A 22,747-nucleotide genomic window follows, 5' to 3' on the forward strand; every position below is an offset into this window, starting at 1 on the left:
CCCATACGTCCGCTTCGCTTTGCTCGCATCCGCACGGGAACCCTATGAGAACTCTAAACCTGACCTTGTTTCATTAATCCTGACTCTTTGCGGTGACATCTTTCTACAATCGGTCTGCCACCCTTGGTGGCTATTTGACCAGCTTTTGACCCCTTTTTGTCCAGTTTTTGACCATAATTCTGGGCTTGATTTCTTCAATCCTGACTAAGAAACTTGTCACATATCTTTAACTCTGACCTGACGGGAAAGGTTAACCCTGATCACGCTTCCCATTGACGTCTATTCGGTCTTAATTTTCTAAGCTGTTTTTTGGTTGTTACTTATGGCTGCGGTTGTTCTTTTTCGGCTTGCAGTTCTTCTGGAAGATGCTTTCGCCTACGAACTCACGCAGCAGCGAGACTTGCGGCACAAGGTTTTCGTCCATCGGTACAATCAACTCTAAGAGACCAATGATTCGTTCCGCCTCCGAACTGAGCTTTTTCTGTCTCACCGACCTCAGCAATTTGATTGCTTTGTTACGCATTACCGCAAGTTCGTACACCAGAGCGGAGTTGAACATCTCGTCGGCTGACTCCTGATATGGAAAGATATTTCGCTCCTCGCCCCTGCGCACCTTTGCCCATGATTCAAGCGTCTCGGAAGGCGTATGCGCCCTGAACTGGTAATCGCGAAGCATTCTGCGGATAAGCCTGGTGTCGGATGTTGAAACAATTCTTTGATCGTGGTAGTTCATCTGCGTGAGAGCGGAGATGTAAATCTTGAATTTAAGATGCTTAGGTACGGCTGATGTAAGACTCGGGTTCAACGCATGTATGCCTTCTACGATGAGAATTTCATGTGGTAAAAGACTCAGCGATGAGCCGTCGAAGATTCTTTTGCCCTTTTCAAAATCAAAAGATGGCCGGTCAACGGTTTTCCCTTCGAGCAGTAAAAGCAACTGCTGATTGAAAAAATCCAAGTCTATGGCCTCTATCCCTTCAAAATCAGGCTTTCCTTCTTCGTCAAGAGGCGTTCGGGAACGATCGAGAAAATAGTCGTCTACTGAAAGAGGAAGCGGCTTTAAACCATTAACCCTTAAATGAACTGCAAGTCGTTTTGAAAAAGTGGTTTTCCCTGCCGAGGAAGGCCCTGCAATAAGAACGATTCGCGGAAGAATTGGTGTTTCAGAGATTCTATCCGCTATCTTCGCGATGGATTTTTCGTGAAGCGCCTCTGCCACATTCACCAAATCCAGCCCTTTGCCTTCCACGATAAGCTTGTTGAGCTGACCTATATACGACAATCCTAGAGCCTCCCCCCATTCCTCATAGTGGTGAAAAAGAAGAAAAAGCTTCGGCTGCTCCACGAAAGGAGGCAGTTCAGGATAAGATTCGGGCGTTGGAAAACGCAGAATAAATCCAGGGGGGTAATAACGCAGTTCAAAAGCTGCAAGAGAACCCGTTGTCGGCACAAGCGGACCTCTTATCCAATCCTTAAAATCCCCGCATTCATGTATTACGTACATTTCCTTGTCAGCATACTCCAAAAGGTCGAGTTTTGATTGGTTCGCATTCCTTATGCAGATGGCCTTTGTTTCATTAATATCGGTCTCGCGTAGAATTATCGGTAAATCATCAGCAAGCAAGCCTCTCATCTGGGCTTCTACAAGTTCCACGTCGCGTTTTTCCAGGATACGCTCCATCCTCAGCGTGCAGTAGAAGCCTTTGGAAGTGGAATGCTCTATAACGAGTCTTGCATCAGGAAAAGCTCGTTTTACCGCCATTGTAAGGACAAAAACAAGGCTTTCCTGATGGGTTCTCAAACCGTCCGGGTCCGTCGCAAGTACGAACTCGAGGTGGGAATCCTTGCTGATGGGCGTATTAAGACCAACAAGTTCTCCATCAAGCTTGGCAGCAATGACAGGCTGGCCCGCTGGTATCAAATCGGATATAGGCGTCCCTTCGCTGACATCGCGTTCTGATGTACGATTGAGTCTGACCTTGATCACGTTAATGATTATATATTGACCGGGAATATAGTCAAACAACAGAATTTTATTTAAAGAATCGATAAAGGAAAAGCCGGCTGGAGCCGGCCTTTATCTTCAGATTTAATCGAATCTCGCTTACCGCTCATTTAATGGGTATGCGAAAAACAAGTTCACCGCCTACGCGCAAAAGGTTCTCGTTTGCATCCTCAGAGCCGAACTTCTCCTTATTTTCCGAGAAGATAATATCGTAATCTACTCCCAGTCTAAGACTTAGGAAATCAAATGGCGTTATGCTGATGCCGCCGCCGAGACCAATTCCGAAACTCGCGGCCTTTACTTCATTAATAGTAGTATCTTTTGTGGATGAGTTGATTATCACTGCCTTGAGAAGAGTATCGCCGAGACGCTCTTCCCAGATGTTGATGCCTGCCGCACCCCGGATGTAGGGGTCCACCCAGCGCCAACCCGGAGACCAGGTATTGGTCAGCTGAAACGCATGATGAGCGAAATTTACATTATAGGAAGCTACGGTCGTATCATTGTTGAAATTGTTGACAACCTCAGCTGGAGTGTTCGAATAGCTGTAGCGGACACCGTAGGAGAAACCGTTCCATATTTCAGCTTCAAATAATCCCTTGAACGAATATCCGGGATCCGCTTTATCTATCTCTTTCCCTGTCGCAAGAAGAGTACCGCCTCCTGCGCCAATATTCAGATTGAGGCAAAAAACAGGTGTCGCCGCCGCGACAAAAAGGACTACAGCCGCAGCAAGCATCGCTTTAGTCTTCATATTATTTCCTCCACTGGAATTACCAGAACGCGAAACCCATCTTCGCAGTATCGCGAAGAAAGTTCCTCGAGCAAGGGTTTTAAGAGCTTATAATCGTTTACCGTGACTTCAACCATGTACCTGGTAAAGGTCCCGGGCCATATATGATCGTCCTCAAGACGGCAGGAGCTGACATTTCCTGTCAGCTTATCATGCTTTATGTAGTTGTGAACGCCGGCCCTTTTCATGGCTTCAAGAACTTCAGCCTCTCGCGAAGAGTCGAACGCGATTGAAAGGAGTTTGAATGTCTTTTTCATTTTTTACCTCCTTGCGCCGCCGCTAGTTTCTCTTGTCTTTTTAATCTTCTGCGTTCAGCCCTGCTCTCCAGAGCGCTGTAGACAACAGGAATGAGGATCAAGGTCACCATTGTAGAAAAAATCAAGCCTCCAATTACTGCCACGCCAAGCGGCGCCCACATTTCGGAACCCTTTGTAGGGATAAATGCAAGAGGGGCAAGACCGAATACGGTCGTCAGAGTGGTCATTAAAACGGGCCTGAGCCGGCGCTCACCTGAATCCATGATGGCTTCCCGCAACGGCACTCCCCTGCGGCGCATGAGATTGATGTACTCTACGAGAACGATGGCGTTGTTGACTACCACGCCTACGAGGAGGATCATGCCCACAAACGCCATGATGCCCAAGGTTGAGCGGCCAATAAACAGTGATAACGCCACGCCTGTGAAAGCGAACGGAACCGAGAAGAGGATTATGAAAGGTTCCTTGAAGCTCTCGAACTGCGCCGACATTACAAGGAATACGAGAACGATTCCGATGATGAGCGCGAAGAAGAGCGACTGGAATGATTCCTGCTGATCCTGCGCCTGACCCGATATGACAGCCCTTGTCCCGTATGGGAAGTCTATCTTCGAGAAGAGCGAGTCTTTGATGTAGCCGGTCGCCTGTCCAAGGGAGCGCTCGCCCTTGACAAGGTTGGCTTCAACCTTGACCATGCGCTCGCCCTCCTTGCGCTCGATTGATAGGGGGCCCTGGTGAGGGACAAACTGCACGAGATTAGCGAGGGGGACTGCCCCGCCCATCGGCGTGGGAACCATCATGGACTCAAAGTCCATCTGCGTCCAGTCCTCGGCGCCTGAGAACCTCAGAACGACTTCGAGCTTGTCTCCCTCTGAGGTTATCTCGGTGGCCACTTTCCCAAGCGTCGCGTTTCGGAGAAAGAGTCCGACCTGCGCCGGAGTCAGCCCGACGGCGTATGCCCTTTCGCGGTTTATCTCGAGCCAAAGCTCCGGGCGTCCCGACTCGCGGCTTACTTCTATACCTTCAAAACCTTTAGTGCGTTCAAGATTGTCGGCCATGAGCTTTGCGAGACTGTCGACCGCAGGGATGTCGTATCCGTACACTTCTATTGTTATATCCTTGCCGCCTCCTCCGGGCCCGCCCGTATGAGCGGCAAAGTAAAGCTTCTTCACGCCTGCAAGATCCCTGAAGCGGCTGTTGATGTCGCGCGCTATGTCGTAAGGATCGCGCTTGGCGTCTTCCCTGACGGTAACGAATATCTGGGCCACGGATTCCGAACCTGTTTCGTCCATCATCTGTCCGCTGTAGTTCCCGCCCATCACCATTACGTCTTGCACTTCAGGAACGTTGCGTATCTCCTTTTCGACGTAGGACGCAACGCTGTCCGTGACCTCGAAGCTCGTTCCTGCTGGCATGGTAACTGTACCGGATATGAAGCGCGCGGACACCCCGCCGATGAAGGAAGTCGGGATGAAGCGGAAAAGAACGAGACCGCCTATAAAAAGCCCAAGGGCGGCAAGAAACACGGCAAGGCGGTGCGAAAGCGCCCAGCCGAGAACGCCTCGATACCATCTTCCAATCGCGTCAAGAGCCTTAGGGATCCATTGAAACACGGGCGTCTTTCCGGTCTTGGTCTTCGTTTTTGACATCTTCAGGAAGCGCGAGGCGAGCATGGGCGTAAGCGTGACCGCAGTGAAGAGCGATGCAAAAAGGATGACTGGAATGGCTATAGACATGCCCCGGAAGTAGACGCCGATGAATCCCTTGACGAGAAGGAACGGGATGAAGATCACGACGGTCGTCAGAGTGGAGCCAAGCACGGCTCCGGCCACTTCAGATGTCCCGAACTCCGCGGCCGCGTGAGGCTCCTTGCCCTTTTCTCGCAATCGGAAGATGTTTTCGAGAACGACTATGCCGTTATCCACGACCATGCCTATTGTTATAGCAAGGGCGGAAAGGGTAATGATGTTGAGAGATTCGCCCGCAAGATAGTAGTATATGAACGCCGCTATAAGGGACACAGGGATGGTCACGGAGGTTATCCACCCGCCGGAAGCGTTTCCAAGCATGAGGAAGGAGACTATGACAACAAAGATGAACGCGATAAGAAGCGTCTGGAGCAGATTGTTGATTGACGTCGTTATGATGTCTGCGGAGTTAAAGAGCATGGTGAATTTTAGTTCGGGGTAGGCCTTCTCAATGCCCTGTATCACTTTCTGAATGTTCTTGGCTGTCTGCACGGTGTTTGCCCCGGATCGTTTCTGGAAGATTAGGAACGAGCCTTCTACGTTATTCGCGCGCAAGGTTACGGGCGTGCGGTAAAGATTCTCGCGGACGTCGGCTATGTCGCCGAGCCTTACTAGCTGCGTGCCGGAGAATCCGACGGGAATCAGGGATATCTCCTGGACGCTTTTGAACTCCGCAGGCACGCGCAGGGTAAGGTTCGAACGCCCCCGCTTTACCTCCCCCACGGGGAAGTTGACGTTGGACGCCGCGAGCGAGGCGGCTATACCGTCTATCGTCAGACCCGATTGCTCGAACTTCGCGCGGTCAAGCGTGACTGTAATTTCGCGCTTCGCTCCGCCGTGCATGGCGGATACGGTTCCTACGCCTCCGGCCCGCTTCAGCTCCTTAACAAGCTTGTTATCAAGAAGCTGGGCAAGGTCGGTGCGGGGATCTGATGATGTAACCGCATACTCCATGACCGGTATCTGGGATGTGCTGAACTTGAAAAGAATGGGATCCTCAACGCCGTCAGGAAAGCCTGATTTTACTAGGTCGATGCGGTCGCGCATCTCATTGGATGCTTCGTCGAGATTCTTCCCGAACTCGAAGGTTACGAATACGGAGGATACCCCTTCTTGCGATACCGAACGCACCTCTTTTATATCGGGAACATTGGTGAAAGCCTCTTCCATCGGCTCCGAGACGTTGCGTTCCACGTCCTCCGCGGAAGCCCCTATATAAGGGGTAATGACGGTAACCGTCGGCCATGTAATATCGGGAAGAAAATCGACGGGCAGACGGGAGAGCGAGATGCCGCCGAAAATAATGATTACTATGAAGACTACCGAAGTAAGTATCGCCCTGCGTATGGCTATCCTTGTCATTTGCCACTCTCCGCAGGGTTGTATGCGCCCGTAACCCTGACCTTGGCTCCCTCTTCGACAATTCGCTGACCGACGTAGAGCACTTTGTCCTGGGCTGTGAGTCCCGAGACGATTTCCTGGTAGTTCCCGTCTTCAAGACCGACCTCCACGTCGCGCTTGACCACTTTGCCTACCTCATACGTCTTGCCTTCGATTTTTTCTGTCTTTGAGTCTAGGAGCACGTAGACGAATTTACCGTCAAGCCCCAGGACGCAGTCTATAGGGAGGGCGAGCGCGGCTTTCTTTTGCGCCACGATTACGGATATCTCAGCGAACATGCCGGGCGCAAGGGCGCCGGACGGGTTTGACACGCTCGCCTCCGCCTGAGCCGTGCCTGACCGCTGGTCGACGAAGCGAGATACGCGGACAAGAGCGGCCTCTGCTCTGTAGTCGGCAGCAGGCACGTACACTTCTGCCCGGCTGCCCTGTTCTACGTTCGATATGTACTTCTCCGGGATGCTGAAGCCCAGATTGAGCACGGACGTTTCCGATACCCTTCCTATAGGCATCTGTGGAGCAATCATCTCGCCCTGATCGGTGCCTGTATAGAAGAAGCGTCCGGAAATAGGCGCCTCGATAGGAACAGGTTCGTAGGCGACGCCGGGCACGTCCCTGTCAAGACGGGCGACGGTAGAACCCTTTGAGACGTAGGAACCTTCAGACACCGCGTAGCCCATGAACTTGCCGGGGAGGGGGGAATAGACCATGACTTCGCGCGAGCCCTTGAGCGTTCCCGAGAAGCGAACGGTTCTTACTATATTCTGCGTCTGCGGTGAAGTAATTATGACCGCGGCCGGCAGTTTCTTTTCCTCTTGAGCTTTTGACGGCATTCCGCAAGACGCAAGGGAAACCGCAACAAGCAAAATCAAGAGCGCGCTGGCGGAAATTTTCACTAACTTTTTCATTTATACTCCTCGTCGGTGTCACTTACACCTGGTGTTTTAAATTCCTGTAAGGTCTCCTCATCCCAAAGCCACGCCGATGCCATGAGCTTCTCGCGCGCGACTATCATCTGGTACAGGGCAGCAAGGCGCGCAAGCTCGGCCTGGGTTTTAGCTAATTGTATTGATTGGTAATCCAGCGAGCTGATTACGCCTGTACGATACTGATCCCTGGCCATATTCGATAATTCAGCCATTTGAGAGCCAAGACTTTGCTGCACAAGAAGTTGCTCCTTTGCCTCCACCCACGATGCATATGCCTGTTTTACATCAAGTTCAATGCCCTCAACCGCCTGCTCCTTTGTATAGGAAAGCTTTTTAAGCTGAATGTCTGCCATACGAACCTCGGAAAGTCCCTTCCCGCCGTCGTAAAGCGGCCATTCAAGAGCAACTGTGGCCGAGATGGATGAACCCCAACCGGGCTGCTGCTGATAAGGATTCTGCCACGTCGGAGAAGTGACAAACACGAGTGATGGTGAATACGCGGAGCGTGCAATTGAACGACTTAGCTGGGTAATCTTCTGCGCTCTATCGAGAGCGGCGATCTCGGGCCTTTTTTCAAGCGCCCTTTTTACGAGAGTATCCTCCCTCATCTCCTCGAAAATTATATCCAGGGTACCTTCGGCCTTTATCGGAGTAGAAACCGGCTGCCCGAGAACCATGTTCAGGAACTGCTGAGTCTTCAATGTTGAATTCCTTGCCGAAATCAGAGAAGCTCGCGCCTGAGAAACCGCGACTTCATCCTGTTTAAGATCAAGAGAGGAAGCGTAGCCGACCTTCCAGCGAGCCTGAGTCTCCTTAAGTTTGCTCTCGGCATCCTCTAGATTGGCCTCTGAAATCTTCTCAGCCTCTTCGGCAAGAAGAAGGCCAAAAAAGGCTGTTGTTACCTGGGAATGCAGATCAGAGCGGGCAAGAACGGTCTGCTCTTCAGAGGATTCAACCCCTAGTTTACCTATCTCCTCTGCCCATGCACGCTTACCGCCAAGAAACAAGGGTACAGTGACTGAAAAACCAGCGGAGTAGTTATCCGCCTCAGCCATCTGGACGTCAAAAGCGACGCCTGGCATCAACTCGAAATGTGTAACCGGTACGGTTCCCAATCTCGTATATGAACCCTGGAATTTGACTTGCGGAGAAAAGGCTGAACGCGTTTGTATAAGCTGTTCTTTTGATTCGGAAACCCCGAGGTCGGTTATTGACAAGCCAGGGTTGTTGCTGAAGGCTATATGGAGAGCTTCATCGTAAGTTATAGCTTTTAGAGAACCTGCAATCACAAAAGCAAACATGAAAAGCCATCTCGATTTTTTTCTCATTCATCCTCCTTGAAGAGGTTGTCTCTCTTATTTTTCAATATCCCTTTTAATAAAACTTCCTTTGCAGTCTCATAAGCTACTTCCGAACTGGCCAGAAGCATGCCGTAGATGGCGAACAGCTTTGCAAGTTCGCCGGCTGGCAGATCAGGTCGTATCTCCCCCTCATTCTGACCGTGCTCGAAAACGCCTCTCAACATGTCCCAGATTCTTTGCTTGCGTTCGTTCATCCTCTTTACAAAAAGCTTAATGATGCGGGGAGGGAACACTTCATCCGGAAATCCGCTCTCTGACATATGGTGAGTCATCGTGAACACCGGCGAGTAATTCTGGAGCGCCTTGTTTGCAGAATTTAATTTTTCTACCGTTGACCTGTGTGGAGGGTCGGTGAAGCTCATTTCGAGGTCGGAGACAAGTTTGTCGACCGCCTGGCCGATGGTTTCGAGAAAAAGCTCCGCCTTGCTCGGGAAATAAAGATACACGGCGGCTTTTGAGATTTTCACCTTATCGGCCACATCTTCCATGCTTACCCTGTCAAAACCCTTTTCAATGAACAACTCCCTCGCTGCATAGAGAATCTCAAAACGCCGCACCTCTGCAGGTTTTCTCTCCTGCGTTTTTTGCTCTACCTTTTCAATGCCTGGTTTGTCGTTCTGCATTCTCCAACCTTTCAAATTTAATTACTGACTAGTCAGTTATAATTAGCGTGGATTGTACGCAAAATATGTTTATTGTCAAGAGGTAGTATTTTTTAATTCACTTCAACTGACTGAATAGTCGGTAATATGTTTCTCGCCTGTTTTATTAGGACATTTACGCCATGATTCTTTGCAGCTATAGGGTGTTAAGACGCAAACACTGCCTCAAAGTTGCATAAAGGATTTGCTAATAAGAAGGCAGCGACCTTGACGGGTCGCTGTCATGGTTCCTTCGGTTCAGAATCTTTACTTTGCGGTTGTATCTTTGTAAGGTTCAGAGAGAATACTCAGTATCCTTCCAAGAGTATCACGAAGAACTTCTCTTGAGCAGACCAGGTCCAAAAAACCGTGTTCAAGCAGGAACTCGGAGCGCTGGAATCCTGCAGGAAGCTTTTCTCCGATAGTCTGTTCTATCACTCTTGGTCCGGTAAAACCAAGGAGAGCGCCCGGTTCCGCTATGATAATGTCTCCAAGGGATGCAAAAGAAGCCATGACTCCGGCCATTGTCGGGTGAGTCAGTATATTTATGTATGGGACTCCGGCTTTACGCAGAAGAGCGATTTCAGCGGAAGTCTTAGCCATCTGCATCAGCGAAAAGATTCCTTCCTGCATGCGGGCGCCTCCGCCGGAAGCGGTCAGCATAACGAAAGGTTTGCGTTCAGTAAGAGCGAGTCTTGCCGCTCTTGACACCTTTTCGCCCACTACCGATCCCATGCTGCCGCCCATGAAGGCGAAATCGGTTAAAGCGAAGATGACCTGAATCCCGTGAATGGACGCCCTGCCAGAGATTATGCCTTCCTCAAGTCCTGTCTTATTAACCGCCTCTTTGTACTTCTCCTTGTATTTCGGGAATCCTAACGGATCGATTGGAACAAGCCCTTTGTCGATTTCGTCGAGCTTTCCGTCGTCCAAGAGAAGCTTTATGTAGGTCTTATGTCCGACTCGGAAGTGGAAGTTGCATTTAGGGCATATCCAGTAGGACTGTTCGAGTTCCCGGCGGTAAAGTATCTCGCCGCAGGTTTCGCACTTTAGCCATAGTCCCTCTTCAAGATCGAGCTTCTTTGCTGCAGGACGTATGTTCTTTCTTGAGAACACTATTCGAACCTGTCCTTCAGTTTGTCAAGCACGCCGGGGAGAGTCGTGTACTCCATATCGCCGTGCGGGAGTCTTCCTGGTTCAAAGGGGCCGTGACGCCGGAAATAATCCGCTATCTGATTCGACATGGCTCGCGTATGATCGAATGAGGGATCATCGAACATATCACGAGGTCCAACCAGTTTGCCGTCGGCAAGTTGAAATCCTGCGGCAATAAGCCGCGGAGGTCCGTCGAAGCGTGTCGGGTTTGCTTGTTTGAAGCTCACGGGCATAAACGGCCCGTTGTGAGAACCCCTCATCCAGCCCGATACAATGTGGGGGAACGAGAAAGGCTCCATGACCTCGCCTACCGCAGGAAGACCTGACTGGCATCTTACAATCATCACGGGATCATCTTTGCCGACGTATTTGCCCGCAATCAGAGCAAGTTTCTGAGTGGATGCCTTGGCCGCTATCGTGCCGTCCTTCTTGTATATAGCATCAATAACATAATGTTCATGACTGCCTATCAGCGCAAGTAGATCATAACTTTCCTCAGGAGTAGAAAGCTTCACCTTCTTCCCCGAGTATGGATCGTTGACCATAAACACGAATCCGTCGTGCATGGTCGGGTCGATAACAAGCCCGGCCGTATTGAATGGGTCTGCAAAAATTTTGTACAAGGGGTAGTTCCAGGCTCCTGGAGAGGTTTTATCGGCCATGAAGATGATTACTGGTTCGCTCTTGCGTTCTTCAATCTCTATCTCGGCGCACCCGGGGCCCATACCCTTAACATTTCCCGAAAAGGCATCCGCTAGAAGATCCTGTCCTGCACCGTACAATTTAAGACGTTTCGCAACCTCGGTTCCTTCCACAAAAGTATCCCAAGCCAGCTTGTGGATAAGCTCGGCATCCGCGCCGTGCGTATGAGTCATAATCAGCTCAAGGTCATCGCCACAAGCAAGTATCGAAAAATCTATGAGTTTTCCGTCTCTCTTTGCCGAATCAAGCATCGCCTCAGCTTTAGCCATCACTTCGGGATGGCTGGAGGAATGTCCCACATAACCGCCGATATCGGCCTTTAGGACAGACAGCGTTATTTTACTCATTAATCCTCCTTGCAAGTACATTCTTTTCAGTGAATTTTGTCTATATTAAGGCACTTTTGGAGGATGTCAAGAGCAATAGTTGATATCTTATTAGGCGGATTCCGGCAAACATCGGTTTCGAGGGCTCAACACGTTTAGATTACTGCTGCTGAGCTTGACATTGAGGTTAAGGTTCTTTATAATCGCGCACTTCTAATGGGGGATCGTCTAATGGCAGGACGGCTGACTCTGGATCAGTTAATTGGGGTTCGAGTCCCTGTCCCCCAGTTTAAGGCCTTGTGTTCATACATAGGGCCTTTTTTCCTAATGTCCCTAACCTGACAGATGTATTACATACTAAACTTTTCGCAAGAAAATGTGAGACGCCTGCTTAGCAGGCGTCTCGCGTAAGCAATTTCGTTAGTTAAGGCCAGACAATATTGTAGGGAAAAAGGATACCGCTGAAATCATAGACCCCGGCTTCTGTCCACAAAGTGGAATGGGCCAAAAGATCGAGAATCGCGAATCTTGGAAAGGGAGCCAGCTGGGCATGCCATGTGCCTTCGTGTACGCCGTTCCCTTGATTCGCAAACGGAGCGCGCACATAAAAAGGCCAGGCAAGTATGAAACTATGTATAAAGGCGTCCGTTTCCGCTTTGTTGGCGTAGAGAGTCACAATAACATTTTCGCCCGAATGAAAGGTCACCAGCGTAGCGATATCGTAGAAAGTATTGAGGGGATCCGTGATTGTCAAATCGTAATCCTGACTCTTTACATTAAAGCTGTCTATATTAACAGTGCTATAGCCTTCGGACGATGCAACAGCGCACGAAATCTTTTCAAGGGTCCAGCCTCTGTTGGAATCGGATTCAGAGCCCGTTCTGCGGTAGATACCTCGGACCTTTGCCGTTTCAACAAGGTCTTTTTCCCATACGACGAGTGTATCCTTGGTTTCCATGCCTACAAGGGCCAGAATGCCTATTTTTCCGTAATTGTGGCGGCTCCATTCCACCCAGGCCGAGTCTCCAACCACTTCTATTAAAGCGGTTGCGGAATCATGGGTCTGGGGACCGCGAAGCCAGATTATACCTTTGGTCGTATCCATCAGGGTCGAGGATGTTCCTGTGGAATCAACTGTTGTATTCAAGTTGAACCATACTGTATCAGTGTCGACTAACGTTCTTATGGCCGCCTTGTCCAACTCCTCGTTGTTGCGGGAGCAACCTGTAAAAAAGACTGCAAACGCTGATGCTAAAAATGAGAATAAAATAAGCCTTCTCATTAGTTCCTCCTTGTTTGATGATTGCCAGCTCTATTGTGTATCAAAAAAAGCGCTTGTCAACCCCTTTACCACTGACGAAGCGCTATCATCTTTCTTTCATTCAATTCCTGGTTGTCCGCGGGAACCATAAGCTTTCCCATGAGTTCTTTTGATTCAGAGTTATGGAGAAGTACAAGGAGGTCGAGTCTTTCATTATCGAGATAGCCTTGCCAGTTGTCGGGAGAAGGTTTCTTGCCAGCAAGACATTCCGCTACGTCTATTATATCGTTGGATGGGTTTTCTTTCTTTAGAGAGGTTAAAGTTTTTCCAGATTCCGCACCGGCTTTCAAAGCAGAGAGTCGAGACCATATTCTGACTCCAGGGTGTTTATCCTCAAAGTATCTTTCACAAATTGAAAGTGCCCTGCTTGAGCCTATGAATCCCAGCGTTTTGAGCGCTTCGACTCTTATGTCCCAGTAATCGTGAAGCATAACTGAACCCAAAGCGTCAATTGACGATGAGTCGCGAAGCATACCCAGCGCTCTGACGGCGGCAACTTCGACCTCCCATGCGGCATCAGACAAAAGAGGCCGTATTGCGGAAGCGCTGGATGGATCACCAATGGCGCCTAAGGCAAAAACGGCTTCCACGCGAACCGATGGCGATTTATCTGCGAGCAAATTTGTGAGCGGTCCAACGGCGTTTTTGCTGTTTATGAGTCCTATCGAGTGCGCCGCGGCCATCACGCAGAGATCGTTTTCATCATTGAGACCCTTGAGAAGGGCATCCTCAGATTCAGCTCCGCCGATTCTTCCAAGCGCAGAGTATACCGCACGCCTTACCTCCGCCTTCTGGTCTTGAGAGGCGTTAATCAATGCGTCTCTCGAGCCCGAATCATTGATTTGCCCGAGCGCCCAGGCGGCCTTGGCTCGAATAGACCAAAGAGGGTCGGAAAGAAGAGACACGAGGATTGAGGAAGTTGCAGGGTCTGCGATTTTACCGAGCGCTTCAACAAGAATTTGTCTTTCCTTAGCGTTTGGGTCGACTGCAGCTTTTGCAATTACACTGGTTGATTTCGGGTCAGCGATCCTTGCAAGTGCGACAAGCGTTTTTGTCTGCTCATTGCCCTTCAGTGAAGGAAGCCTGCTCATGAAAACGTCAACAGCTTCGTGGGCATCCAGTTTTCCCAGAGCCTCAATCGAGTTCTCCCGGACAGTCGGGTAGGGATCATCAAGCGCTTTCACGAGCGATGCTAGAGCCCGGCCGTCACCGAGTTCGCCAAGCGACCATGCGGCGTTCGCCCGCACCGGTGCCGCTTCGCTGAACAGTGACTTTATGAGAGGTTCTACCGCTGATGTATCTTCCAAGAGGCCTAACGCCCAGGCTGCCTCGTAACGCACGCCCACCGACTTTGAATCCAGAGTTCTTATGAGCGGTTCAACGGCTGAAGCGTCACGCAAATAACCAAGCGCTTCGGCGGCGAACATTGCAGTTTGTTCGGAAGAACAACTAAGAGCCTCCACCAACTGAGAGATAGTCAGAGCTCTATCGAGAGACGCCATAGAATCAATAAGCTCGTGTTTCTCCTGGATTGAAAGGGCCGCCATTGCATCAAGCTGACCGCAATCGAAAACAGAACTCAGCGTCAAAAAAAAGATTAGCATTCAGTCTCCTCCGGTTCAATCTAAAACGGTATTCTGCATACAAAGCGCCTGTTTGTCAACTTGACATGCGTTGATATGAATCTATAATTCAAATCTATGCCAACATACGAATATCGCTGTACGAAATGCGGCTTCAGGTTTGAATCCTTCCAGTCTATATCTGAAAAGCCTTTAAGGTCTTGCCCCGAATGCAAAGGTGATGTAGAACGTCTCATCGGGTCAGGTGCAGGGGTTTTATTCAAGGGCACTGGTTTCTACGAAACCGACTATAAACGCAAGCCTGAAGGAACAAAAAAGGAAGAGACGACCAAGACTGCCGTAAAGGAAACATCCGTAAAACCCTCGTGATACTTCAGGGCAAATAATTGAATCCATAAAAATTAGGTCAAGAACGGCATTTTTAATCTCCCTCTACTCCTCTCATACTTAAATTTACAGGGAGATTTTGCTTAATTCTCGTCTACTATTACGATTACGCGACACTCGGTTAACAGCTTCTGGTTGAGCGCCGATGAAGTCACCAGAGTCGCATCCTCAGAATTCAATACAATATTAGAGCGGTTCCTGCCCTCGGCACGTTCCGCTACTATCCTCAACGGATTAAGACCCAGTTCACGCGTTTCAAGAGCCTGCCTGGGCGTGTACGCGTATTTTATATATCCTCTTTCAAGAATCTGGCTTCTTTTAACCATTGACGCATCAAGAATAACTCTGCCTTGAGAATCCAGAATCCTCGGGAAGATTGCGGGATTAAACCCTGTTCCGCGTGCATCAATCACGAAACCGGTTATGGGTATGGACGTTGTAATCTCTTCTGAAGTTGTATCAATTGATTCATTCCCCGTTCTGAGATTTACGCCGTAAGAACGAGGAATAAATTCCTCAAGGAATGGACCAAAAAGGCTAATCGAATACTCGTTCAGTATCTCGCCTGAGGTCGAGTAACGGGTTGAAACAACCTGGGGATAAGCTAGCGATGTCTCAAAGTAATTATCAGCGTCTTGTGAACGACGCACGGCATCACCCAGTGTTCGTTCCGCGTCGAGAGGGGTAACCGCAAGAAGAGAATCAAGACTGGCCATGATCTCGCTTCTAGTAGTGGGTTCGCTTGTAATATCTACAGGCCCAAAGAAATGGACGGCAAGTTCACTCCACTCTATTCTCATATCATAGCCACCAGTGAGAAATACAGCAAACATCAATTGTAGCATTCAGCCTCCAGCTATCATAATTAGTAACCAACGCTAGAGCGGACGACGGGATTTGAACCCGCGGCCACAGGCTTGGGAAGCCTGTGCTCTACCAACTGAGCTACATCCGCAGTCTCTTCGTTTGTCTCTGCTAAAAGTATAGGTGTAAAGCGAAGCGTGTCAAGAGGGCAACTATCAGCAGCAATTCTAAAGGAAACAAATATATACCAGGCGATTTTGACTCAAGAAATCCCTTGAAATCAAAACCTCACCCGCATAGTAACCGAAAACGGTGAAATTTCAAAAAAAGTGCTGCTGCCGTTAGATGTGTTCTGCATCCCCCACCACTGCTCGCAGGAGTAGCCAAGAAGCGCGGTACCGGAACCGAGGATCGTACCTGCTATGATGTCGCCTGGATAATGCCGGTTGTCCTGGATTCGTGTCCAAGATACCCATGCCCAGGTTCCGACAAGCAGGGCGGTGATGCCGGTTTTTGCAGCAATTGCCAATGGTTCGGTCGAGCGCCACTCATCCCAAGTAAACAAGGAAAGGTAGGTGGCGGCCGTCGCAAAATGCGCTGCATGCCCTGAAGGCCAGCTGTCTCTCGCCTCATCGAGACCAATACCTTTTGCTAAACGGTCGTAGTAATCAGGGCGTGGACGACCAACTATATCTTTGGCCAACTCCTTTATGAAGTATCCGGATGTGATAGCCAGAAGCGAACCCTTAAGATGACGGTAGCTGCGTTCGTTAAGCCATCCATCCTGATTCGGAAGAATCGAAACCGCACCAGCTGTTGCAAGCATGGCGCCATAAACCCATGGATTTGTGACCCTTTCTTCGAGATATGGCCTGTCGCCCGCACCCGGTATCAGGGGAGTTTCAAAAAAAGGGCCCGCCTTGGCTGAAAGATACCCTCCGAGTCCGAAACTGCCTATCATTCCCCAGTCAAGAATCTCACGCTGCCAGGATGCGGACAAAACAAAGGGGACGGTAAAAAGAACCAATGCCATTCTGCACATTCGGGACTTTAATGCAATCTACTGGGATGTCAATAGATGAAACTGGTTTTCATCGGTAAATTCGTCTGTTTGAAACGATTGGGTTTTAAGGACCATCCGCTTCCAATATTTCTTTTTTTCTAGAGGAACTCTCTAGCTCTTTGAGCCAACCGATGCGAATTATGGATTTGCGGTCGCGCAGCGTGTAGGGTTTGATGTCGAGCACTGGCGTGCAGTCGATCATGTCCAGACCTTTGACTTCGAGGATGCGGCCCCTGCGAACGAGAAGTTTCACTACCGTAACGGCGATGGGGTTGGGCCTGTGCGGGCTCCGTGTTGCGAAAACGCCTCTCTTTGGACGCGAGGCGAGCAATGGCGAGGTCAATAGTTTGTAACCGACGGATAGGTGAAATGCCCAGATTATGTAAAGGTGAGAGAAGCCTCCGATATCTTTAAGACCCAATGCGAACTCGGGGAATATCTCAATAGTTCCCTTGGTCGAACGTGAGCGGAGAGGATGGATTTCATCCGGATCGGTGTAGGGCGAGTGAGCTACGCCTATGGGAACCAGGCGGATTGATTTCTGACCGACTGATGATCCTGCCGCCATTCTTAAGAATAGTCCTTATTTCCTATTAATCAACCACGGGGTCAATAAACAAGAAGTGTTCGTTTGGGTGTTGTCAGTTTTATATGGCTCTAGTCAGAAAGAAGAGGATAATGATGTATGAAGCTGAGGGATTGGATTGCATTATTTGCGTCGCTTGTGTTGATTGCGGCAGCGTTTATAGTGGGGCTGCGCTGCGGCGCAGCAAAAGTTCCGGAAAGTATCATCAAGACGGACACGCTAAGGATCAGAGAAATAATAAGGGATACGCTCCTTCGCTGGCATGAGCGAATTGTCTGGAAGGACGTTCCGCCTGAGACTGTGGTCATTTACAAGTATCAAGTCAAACCGGAGACTCTCTGGGGCCGCTGGCCCGAGTCCATAATAAATCTGAACTACGTCCGGGGTAAGGTGGGCTTCACTACCCTTCTTCCGGTTCTTGCGACTGACAGCCTTGGCCAGAGTCGCTGGACGGGCTCGGCGACCGTCAGAGAGTACTCTTACGACGTTGGCGAACGGTTCAGTGTCTCGACTAAAGGTGAGGGCTTCTTCGTAAAATCATTGAGGGATGCGCCGCGCTTTTCCGCAGCGCTCGGCTCCGAGGGACGGCTCTGGGGCGATACGCTTTCCTCAAGGATTGTGCCCTACGTCGAGGCTTCGTTAACCTGGCGGGGCCTGAGCATCGGCCCGCGGCTCGACACAAGGGGCCTTCACGTAAACCTGAGATACGAATGGATGTTTTAAACAAAGACTCTACAATACTAAGGATAGGCTACTGACGATTTACAAAGAGATTTCAAACACCCTCTTAATAGGGATTTCAGGGAAGCTACAAAAGGTTAATCTCATATTCTTACGTGAGGCAAAGCCCGTCTCACCAAAAGAGCTGGAGTCTTGGGTTCCTGAAGAGAAATACCTTAACGACATCGCCAAGCTTAAACACGCAGGAGAAGAAACACTCAGATTGAACCAATATTCAGACCCAAGAGAAAAATATACCTGTAACGGAATGATGGTCGATTATATTGGAAGCCGGTTTATAGAAGTATTGTAATGTTGTAATTGAAAGTATCTCCGATCTGAAACTTAAAATGACATACCCTTCAATCAAAAAGTGCTATTCCCGGATGAGCCAAGCACAATTAATGTGTGAAAATTTTGTCATGCCGCTTGACATATCATTTCTGAGAGATATTCTTTTCAAAATCAAAAGGAGGCTGTAAGCAATGAAGAAAGTTATCTTCTGTTTGCTTGGACTATCCGCGACAACCATGTTGTGGGCAACCGTGCCTGTCGGATACTTGCCATATAGTTCCGCTCCCCGCTACCCAAATCTCGCAGCGGATACGCTTGATCCGCTTAGATTGAGATTCAACTACCTTTACGAATTCTCCCAGATTGCAGATTTTATTCAGTCATGGCAGCTGGATGACCCTGATTCTGTTGATGACGGAGGCATGATAGAGGCAGAATCAGGTCCATTGAGGCCGGTTATCCAGACCGATAATACACTTGAGGCTATATGGGTCTGGTCCCGATATGGACAAATGACTGGAGACACTTCAAAATACAGAAACAATATCGATAAGGCGCGTGCATACTGCGAACGGTTTCCTGCATGGAAGGAGGAGGGACTTGAAGGTCAGAATTACTACCGAATGCACAACTGTGCATGGGGTATAGCGGCCGAGCAGATGTATCGGGATGTATACGCAGACGATGGATGGACATGGTACCGCGACTCATGCGGTATTTATATGAAAACACACAAACTCAACAAGTGGCAGATTCTAGACAGACAAGTGATGGGCTGGTGCGCTGGCTGGCTCTATAAATTCGGAGTAGAAACAGGAGACCAGGTAGCTATTGATACAGCCTGCGTTATGGCCGATTCGCTTATAGCCTTTACTGAATTCAAAACGCCTCAAGTAATGTTGACCGACGAATACTGGGCAATGTCGGCAGGGACCATCGTATGGGGAATATGCAATTCGGCGTTCCGGCAGGACAGCATGAGAGGAAAGGAGTGGATCATTGAAAACGGCCCGTATCTCGATACATTTCAGGTCTGGCGCAGCATTCCGAACGACTATGGTTGGGATAACTCTTGGAACGTAGGATACGCAAACGGCCACGGAGCGATGCATGATATCTCTCGCAATCCTGAATATGCAAGACGCCACTTGTGGCTGACGAATAAACTTCTATCTTATGACACCGATTCTGACGGCGGAATAATGGCGTCAACACAGGATTCACCCGATGTGGATATGTGCTGGGTCTCATCTTATCTTTGCATGATGGGTCTTGACAGGCTGATAGGCGAAGTAGAGGACAAGGATGCAGGGGTTTTGGAAATAGCAGGAATCCGCGACGGCGACACCATCAAGAAAGGAACAAAGGTAGATCTTAAGGCAATAGTCACTAATTACGGCAGGGAACCACTCACTAGCATTTCGGTAAACCTTTCAGGAGACGCGGCAGGGTCCTGGGCTACAGACCTAGGCTTTCTTGAATCAGATACTATTCTCATGAAATCAAACTGGGTTGTTCCGGAAACTGCGATTCTCGTACTAACAACATCCCATCCAGAGGATATGAATCATACAAATGATACTCTTCGTGTTGGGATTAACTGCTTTGCTAAACCGGGAGTACGAGAAGAAGCTACGGTTCAGAATTGCATGAAACTCGAAATCCCGCAAATCACATCCAAATCGATCATCGTCAAATACGAAATTCCTCCCACGACAAAAGGGAGCCTTGCGCTATATGATATCAAAGGAGCGCTAATTAATAAGTTTTATCTATGCCGATCTACAGGTCAGATTGACTGGAACGTCTCAGAACTACCTAAGGGTGTTTACTTTGCAAGGCTTGAATCGAATGAAGCTGCAATCAATCGGAGAGTGCTGCTTTTGCGTTGAATTTCTCATTTTTGTATGACTTTGTCGAGAGCCGAACACTTTGTTGATATCTTTTTATACGCTGAAGCCTCAGTATAGCACGGAACCCTGATAAGACCCCGGATAAACTACCTCCTCTTCCCAATGCATTTTTTTTAGAAAGCGCCGATATCAACAATCCGATATGAGACCAGTAAAACGCCAACCAGTTAACAAAAGTTCCTTCTATGGCGTGAAGAAAGAAGTAGTGATGGTTTTCGACGATTTGTTTGTACGTCTCGAAATAACTTGAGCGACTTGTTGGAACATGCAAATGCATGATACGTGCCGATGGGACATACAATAACTTAAAGTTTTTAGATACACGGTATGCAAATTCAACATCTTCCATGAAAGAATACCCATGAAACCCTTCGTTGAACTTATAGTTCTTTACTACTTCCTTCTTATAGAAATATAATCCATTTAGAACCTCTGCTTCTTGAGGTTCAGTAATTTCTTGCCTCTGGAACGGAAAGGCAGGAAAACCTGAGGCCTGAATAAAGACATGCTTAGCGAAATTGTGAGAGAGCATGAAAATTCTTTTATATAATGATTTTAAAGACCAGATGGATTGACGTCTATCTTTAGGATCTATTAATCTGGGCATTACACCACCTAGGTCTGTATTTCCCTTATTGAAAACCTCTTTAATGATTCTAAGCGCTTCTTTATCAAGAATTGTATCGTCATCCACAGATCCAACGACATAAGCATTAGCCATCTCAAAACCTATATTTCTTTGCCGAGCAGTTCCAGGGTACGTGTGTGTATACAAGAATCTGGGGCTTCTTTTTTTTCGCCTCATCTCTTTTACAACTGAAAGTGACTTATCGTCGATAGAAGCATCAACAATCACAATCTCATCAGGGGGACAAGTTTGCCCGAGAACAGATTCAAGACATCTCCTAAGTTGAGTTGGCCTATCTTTAGTACATATTACGAGTGAAAGAGTAATCATCTTTTCAAACGTCATAATGCTTGATGCATGTAATGTCTCTCGATAGTTGTAAGAATAACATCACGATAAAAATCGTCTGCAAGCTTCTTGCGATCGAATCGCCTTCCCAACCTTCTTGCTTTTTCTGACATTTCTCTTAATCTTTTTTCATCATTTAAGAGCCTTACTGTCTTTTCTGCAAGTTTTTCAGGATCCGGATCCATTATGCCGACACCGTTTCCTAAAATAAGACCCCTGCTTTCAACATATAAACTTGGATCCATAAGACATACTACGGGTAATCCTGCCATTAGGTAATCATACTCCTTAGCACCAACGGCTCCCTTATGAGCTAGCAACCCGTAAGCTAATGAGTTCAACCCTAATTTTGCACTACGCAACCTTCCGGTTAATTCCTTTGGTGGAACCATCTCTTCAAATTCAAAGTTTTTTGTCAATCCACGCAATTTGAGCCCTTCTAAAAACTCACGACCCTGACGCGTTTCTAAATCGGAAATTACACGGACTCTGAGTAGCGGGAAAATCTTAACCATTTCATAAATATAGTCAATAATACCTCGAGGATTGCGAGCATCGCTGGCTAACATCCCAGAGTAAACAAGATCGAATTTCTTCTCTCGCTTACTGCTTTTATTTGAATTACTCGCTTCACTACCGTTGCGAATGACAAAAATCCTTTTTGGATCATACTTAAATTTCTCTTGAATTTCCTTTTTCAACCATTCTGTTACTGTCGATATGGAAGACACCTTAGGAATAACTATCAACGCCAAAACCCTCTGGAGGAGATTCATAAAATAATGAAGAATTGGAATTTTGTTTAATGGTAGTACCGCCTCAGGCAAATCTCGAATGTCTAATATTAAAGGACAACCAAGCCTTTTCATTAAGTAACAACCTTCTACTGCTTGCCAAATAAAGGGAAAACTTACGAAAATTATATCTGGTTTTATCTGGCGTGCTAATTTAAGTAATCTGGGAAGAATCCACGGTAACTTCAAAAAATCCCATCTTTTTTTGGCTAAAGGAAAAGAAAACCTAAAATACTCCGATTCAAATACGGAAATTTGATGTGTAACAACAACTACTTGACTCCGCCTGCTCCAATACTTTGCAAACGCACCTATACGCGAAGCGGCCGCCTGTTTGGAAGGCGGGAAGTGCCTGTCTTCAACAAGTATTAATATCTTTGGATTGTGCATTTTTTTAGTATCAAAATATCTCCTCATCGAAATCCTTTTTTTGACTACATAGCGAAAAACATCCTTATGAGAATAGCACATATTAGATATACAAAGGTTTCACGAAAACCAGATTTCTTCTCCATCAGAATCTTATTTGATGGCTAAGTGTTGTCAACTTTTCTTGCCTATCCACTTATTTAGAATTTTTTCTATTACCTTTTTTTCCGACGGCAGAAGAAAGCCGGATATCAAAAGGAATAGCAGATACAGTGCACTCCCTCCCAAGCATTTGATAAAAAGCGTTGCCCAGTGAGGAATAGCTTCTATCTTCAAGAAAAAGAACCCTGCAGTCAACAATATACTGGATAGCGAAACAAGAACTATTCTTTTCTTTTCATAAGAAACCTCCATGAACTTACGACTGAAAAACAGCATCATTACAGTCATAACTGCATAAGACAGGACCCAAGCTAAAGCTGAAGCATAAAGCCCCATCAAGGGGATCAGAAAAATATTCATCGCAACAACTATAATAGCTCCAACAATTGATGTAATAGTGAAATATATCGTTTTCCTCGCAATCTGGCATGGAGTACCTACTATATTGAAAACACCCATA

20 protein-coding genes and 2 tRNA genes are annotated in these 22,747 nt (G+C 48.0%); 4 read left to right on the forward strand and 18 right to left on the reverse strand.

The annotated features are described in order from the left end of the window. Positions 1–316: 316 nt before the first annotated feature. The 9 genes from GX441_04180 to GX441_04220 all read right to left on the reverse strand — a co-directional run bounded on the left by GX441_04180 (position 317) and on the right by GX441_04220 (position 11,336). A complete protein-coding gene (locus GX441_04180) occupies positions 317–1,987 on the reverse strand; it encodes a nucleoside kinase (GenBank protein ID NLI97842.1) in 1,671 nt (556 codons plus the stop codon). Between the two features lie 124 nt (positions 1,988–2,111). Then, the gene (locus GX441_04185) at positions 2,112–2,759 is read right to left on the reverse strand and encodes a hypothetical protein (protein ID NLI97843.1); all 648 of its coding nucleotides are present in this window, start codon (positions 2,757–2,759) and stop codon (positions 2,112–2,114) included. Continuing rightward, entirely contained in the window at positions 2,756–3,055 is a 300-nt protein-coding gene (locus tag GX441_04190) for a hypothetical protein (protein ID NLI97844.1), read from the reverse strand. The genes GX441_04185 and GX441_04190 overlap by 4 nt, the downstream gene beginning before the upstream one ends. Further along, positions 3,052–6,165 (reverse strand): efflux RND transporter permease subunit, encoded by a 3,114-nt coding sequence (locus GX441_04195; protein ID NLI97845.1) that lies wholly within the window; start codon positions 6,163–6,165, stop codon positions 3,052–3,054. Before GX441_04195 ends, GX441_04190 begins: the two co-directional genes overlap by 4 nt. Beyond that, positions 6,162–7,109 carry an efflux RND transporter periplasmic adaptor subunit gene (locus GX441_04200; GenBank protein ID NLI97846.1) on the reverse strand — a complete coding sequence of 316 codons (948 nt, stop codon included), beginning with the start codon at positions 7,107–7,109 and terminating at the stop codon, positions 6,162–6,164. Before GX441_04200 ends, GX441_04195 begins: the two co-directional genes overlap by 4 nt. Further along, on the reverse strand, positions 7,106–8,458 hold the full coding sequence (locus GX441_04205) for a TolC family protein (GenBank protein NLI97847.1): 1,353 nt from the start codon (positions 8,456–8,458) through the stop codon (positions 7,106–7,108). Before GX441_04205 ends, GX441_04200 begins: the two co-directional genes overlap by 4 nt. After that, complete coding sequence (locus GX441_04210; protein NLI97848.1) at positions 8,455–9,114, reverse strand: TetR/AcrR family transcriptional regulator; 660 nt, start codon at positions 9,112–9,114, stop codon at positions 8,455–8,457. Before GX441_04210 ends, GX441_04205 begins: the two co-directional genes overlap by 4 nt. A gap of 285 nt (positions 9,115–9,399) precedes the next feature. After that, complete coding sequence (locus GX441_04215) at positions 9,400–10,251, reverse strand: acetyl-CoA carboxylase carboxyltransferase subunit beta (GenBank protein NLI97849.1); 852 nt, start codon at positions 10,249–10,251, stop codon at positions 9,400–9,402. Beyond that, complete coding sequence (locus GX441_04220; GenBank protein NLI97850.1) at positions 10,248–11,336, reverse strand: fructose 1,6-bisphosphatase; 1,089 nt, start codon at positions 11,334–11,336, stop codon at positions 10,248–10,250. Before GX441_04220 ends, GX441_04215 begins: the two co-directional genes overlap by 4 nt. A gap of 196 nt (positions 11,337–11,532) precedes the next feature. Between GX441_04220 and GX441_04225 the strand changes: the two genes are divergently transcribed. Further along, positions 11,533–11,603, forward strand: a tRNA-Gln gene (locus GX441_04225). A 136-nt stretch (positions 11,604–11,739) separates the two neighbouring features. On the opposite strand, the gene GX441_04230 is transcribed toward GX441_04225, so the two are convergent. Together GX441_04230 and GX441_04235 are read right to left on the reverse strand one after the other, a co-directional pair. Further along, positions 11,740–12,597 carry a hypothetical protein gene (locus tag GX441_04230; GenBank protein ID NLI97851.1) on the reverse strand — a complete coding sequence of 286 codons (858 nt, stop codon included), beginning with the start codon at positions 12,595–12,597 and terminating at the stop codon, positions 11,740–11,742. Positions 12,598–12,662: 65 nt separating this feature from the next. Continuing rightward, positions 12,663–14,240, reverse strand: coding sequence for a hypothetical protein (locus GX441_04235; GenBank protein ID NLI97852.1), 1,578 nt, complete (start codon positions 14,238–14,240; stop codon positions 12,663–12,665). A gap of 96 nt (positions 14,241–14,336) precedes the next feature. On the opposite strand from GX441_04235, the gene GX441_04240 reads away from it, so the two are divergent. Beyond that, on the forward strand, positions 14,337–14,588 hold the full coding sequence (locus GX441_04240) for a zinc ribbon domain-containing protein (GenBank protein NLI97853.1): 252 nt from the start codon (positions 14,337–14,339) through the stop codon (positions 14,586–14,588). A 101-nt stretch (positions 14,589–14,689) separates the two neighbouring features. Here GX441_04240 and GX441_04245 read toward each other — a convergent pair whose 3' ends face one another. From GX441_04245 to tsaA, 4 genes are all read right to left on the reverse strand, one after another. Beyond that, entirely contained in the window at positions 14,690–15,451 is a 762-nt protein-coding gene (locus GX441_04245) for a hypothetical protein (GenBank protein ID NLI97854.1), read from the reverse strand. A gap of 37 nt (positions 15,452–15,488) precedes the next feature. Then, positions 15,489–15,561, reverse strand: a tRNA-Gly gene (locus tag GX441_04250). A gap of 129 nt (positions 15,562–15,690) precedes the next feature. Beyond that, positions 15,691–16,452: a phosphatase PAP2 family protein gene (locus tag GX441_04255; GenBank protein NLI97855.1), complete on the reverse strand. Its 762-nt coding sequence runs from the start codon at positions 16,450–16,452 to the stop codon at positions 15,691–15,693. 85 nt (positions 16,453–16,537) lie between these two features. Next, positions 16,538–17,041, reverse strand: coding sequence for a tRNA (N6-threonylcarbamoyladenosine(37)-N6)-methyltransferase TrmO (gene tsaA / locus GX441_04260; GenBank protein ID NLI97856.1), 504 nt, complete (start codon positions 17,039–17,041; stop codon positions 16,538–16,540). Positions 17,042–17,158: 117 nt separating this feature from the next. On the opposite strand from tsaA, the gene GX441_04265 reads away from it, so the two are divergent. Beyond that, the gene (locus GX441_04265; GenBank protein NLI97857.1) at positions 17,159–17,782 is read left to right on the forward strand and encodes a hypothetical protein; all 624 of its coding nucleotides are present in this window, start codon (positions 17,159–17,161) and stop codon (positions 17,780–17,782) included. 482 nt (positions 17,783–18,264) lie between these two features. Continuing rightward, positions 18,265–19,965, forward strand: coding sequence for a T9SS type A sorting domain-containing protein (locus tag GX441_04270; protein NLI97858.1), 1,701 nt, complete (start codon positions 18,265–18,267; stop codon positions 19,963–19,965). Here the strand turns inward: GX441_04270 and GX441_04275 are convergent. The 3 genes from GX441_04275 to GX441_04285 all read right to left on the reverse strand — a co-directional run. Further along, positions 19,937–20,944: a glycosyltransferase family 2 protein gene (locus GX441_04275; protein NLI97859.1), complete on the reverse strand. Its 1,008-nt coding sequence runs from the start codon at positions 20,942–20,944 to the stop codon at positions 19,937–19,939. The genes GX441_04270 and GX441_04275 overlap by 29 nt on opposite strands. A gap of 11 nt (positions 20,945–20,955) precedes the next feature. Next, positions 20,956–22,173, reverse strand: a complete 1,218-nt coding sequence (locus GX441_04280) for a glycosyltransferase family 4 protein (GenBank protein NLI97860.1) — start codon at positions 22,171–22,173, stop codon at positions 20,956–20,958. Between the two features lie 126 nt (positions 22,174–22,299). Next, on the reverse strand, positions 22,300–22,747 hold a 448-nt coding region (locus GX441_04285; protein NLI97861.1), incomplete at its 5' end, for a hypothetical protein.

This window comes from bacterium (assembly GCA_012517375.1).
Lineage (GTDB): Bacteria > Hydrothermota > Tepidihabitantia > B3-TA06 > B3-TA06 > JAAYVC01.

What these genes read in the sequence shown, in the direction of transcription:
- GX441_04185 (NLI97843.1), bottom strand. Translation starts at nt 2,759, where the DNA reads ATGAAGACTAAAGCGATGCTTGCTGCGGCTGTAGTCCTTTTTGTCGCG.
- GX441_04190 (NLI97844.1), bottom strand. Translation starts at nt 3,055, where the DNA reads ATGAAAAAGACATTCAAACTCCTTTCAATCGCGTTCGACTCTTCGCGA.
- GX441_04195 (NLI97845.1), bottom strand. Translation starts at nt 6,165, where the DNA reads ATGACAAGGATAGCCATACGCAGGGCGATACTTACTTCGGTAGTCTTC.
- GX441_04200 (NLI97846.1), bottom strand. Translation starts at nt 7,109, where the DNA reads ATGAAAAAGTTAGTGAAAATTTCCGCCAGCGCGCTCTTGATTTTGCTT.
- GX441_04205 (NLI97847.1), bottom strand. Translation starts at nt 8,458, where the DNA reads ATGAGAAAAAAATCGAGATGGCTTTTCATGTTTGCTTTTGTGATTGCA.
- GX441_04210 (NLI97848.1), bottom strand. Translation starts at nt 9,114, where the DNA reads ATGCAGAACGACAAACCAGGCATTGAAAAGGTAGAGCAAAAAACGCAG.
- GX441_04220 (NLI97850.1), bottom strand. Translation starts at nt 11,336, where the DNA reads ATGAGTAAAATAACGCTGTCTGTCCTAAAGGCCGATATCGGCGGTTAT.
- GX441_04230 (NLI97851.1), bottom strand. Translation starts at nt 12,597, where the DNA reads ATGAGAAGGCTTATTTTATTCTCATTTTTAGCATCAGCGTTTGCAGTC.
- GX441_04235 (NLI97852.1), bottom strand. Translation starts at nt 14,240, where the DNA reads ATGCTAATCTTTTTTTTGACGCTGAGTTCTGTTTTCGATTGCGGTCAG.
- GX441_04240 (NLI97853.1), top strand. Translation starts at nt 14,337, where the DNA reads ATGCCAACATACGAATATCGCTGTACGAAATGCGGCTTCAGGTTTGAA.
- GX441_04245 (NLI97854.1), bottom strand. Translation starts at nt 15,451, where the DNA reads ATGCTACAATTGATGTTTGCTGTATTTCTCACTGGTGGCTATGATATG.
- GX441_04255 (NLI97855.1), bottom strand. Translation starts at nt 16,452, where the DNA reads ATGTGCAGAATGGCATTGGTTCTTTTTACCGTCCCCTTTGTTTTGTCC.
- tsaA (NLI97856.1), bottom strand. Translation starts at nt 17,041, where the DNA reads ATGGCGGCAGGATCATCAGTCGGTCAGAAATCAATCCGCCTGGTTCCC.
- GX441_04265 (NLI97857.1), top strand. Translation starts at nt 17,159, where the DNA reads ATGAAGCTGAGGGATTGGATTGCATTATTTGCGTCGCTTGTGTTGATT.
- GX441_04270 (NLI97858.1), top strand. Translation starts at nt 18,265, where the DNA reads ATGAAGAAAGTTATCTTCTGTTTGCTTGGACTATCCGCGACAACCATG.
- GX441_04275 (NLI97859.1), bottom strand. Translation starts at nt 20,944, where the DNA reads ATGATTACTCTTTCACTCGTAATATGTACTAAAGATAGGCCAACTCAA.
- GX441_04280 (NLI97860.1), bottom strand. Translation starts at nt 22,173, where the DNA reads ATGAGGAGATATTTTGATACTAAAAAAATGCACAATCCAAAGATATTA.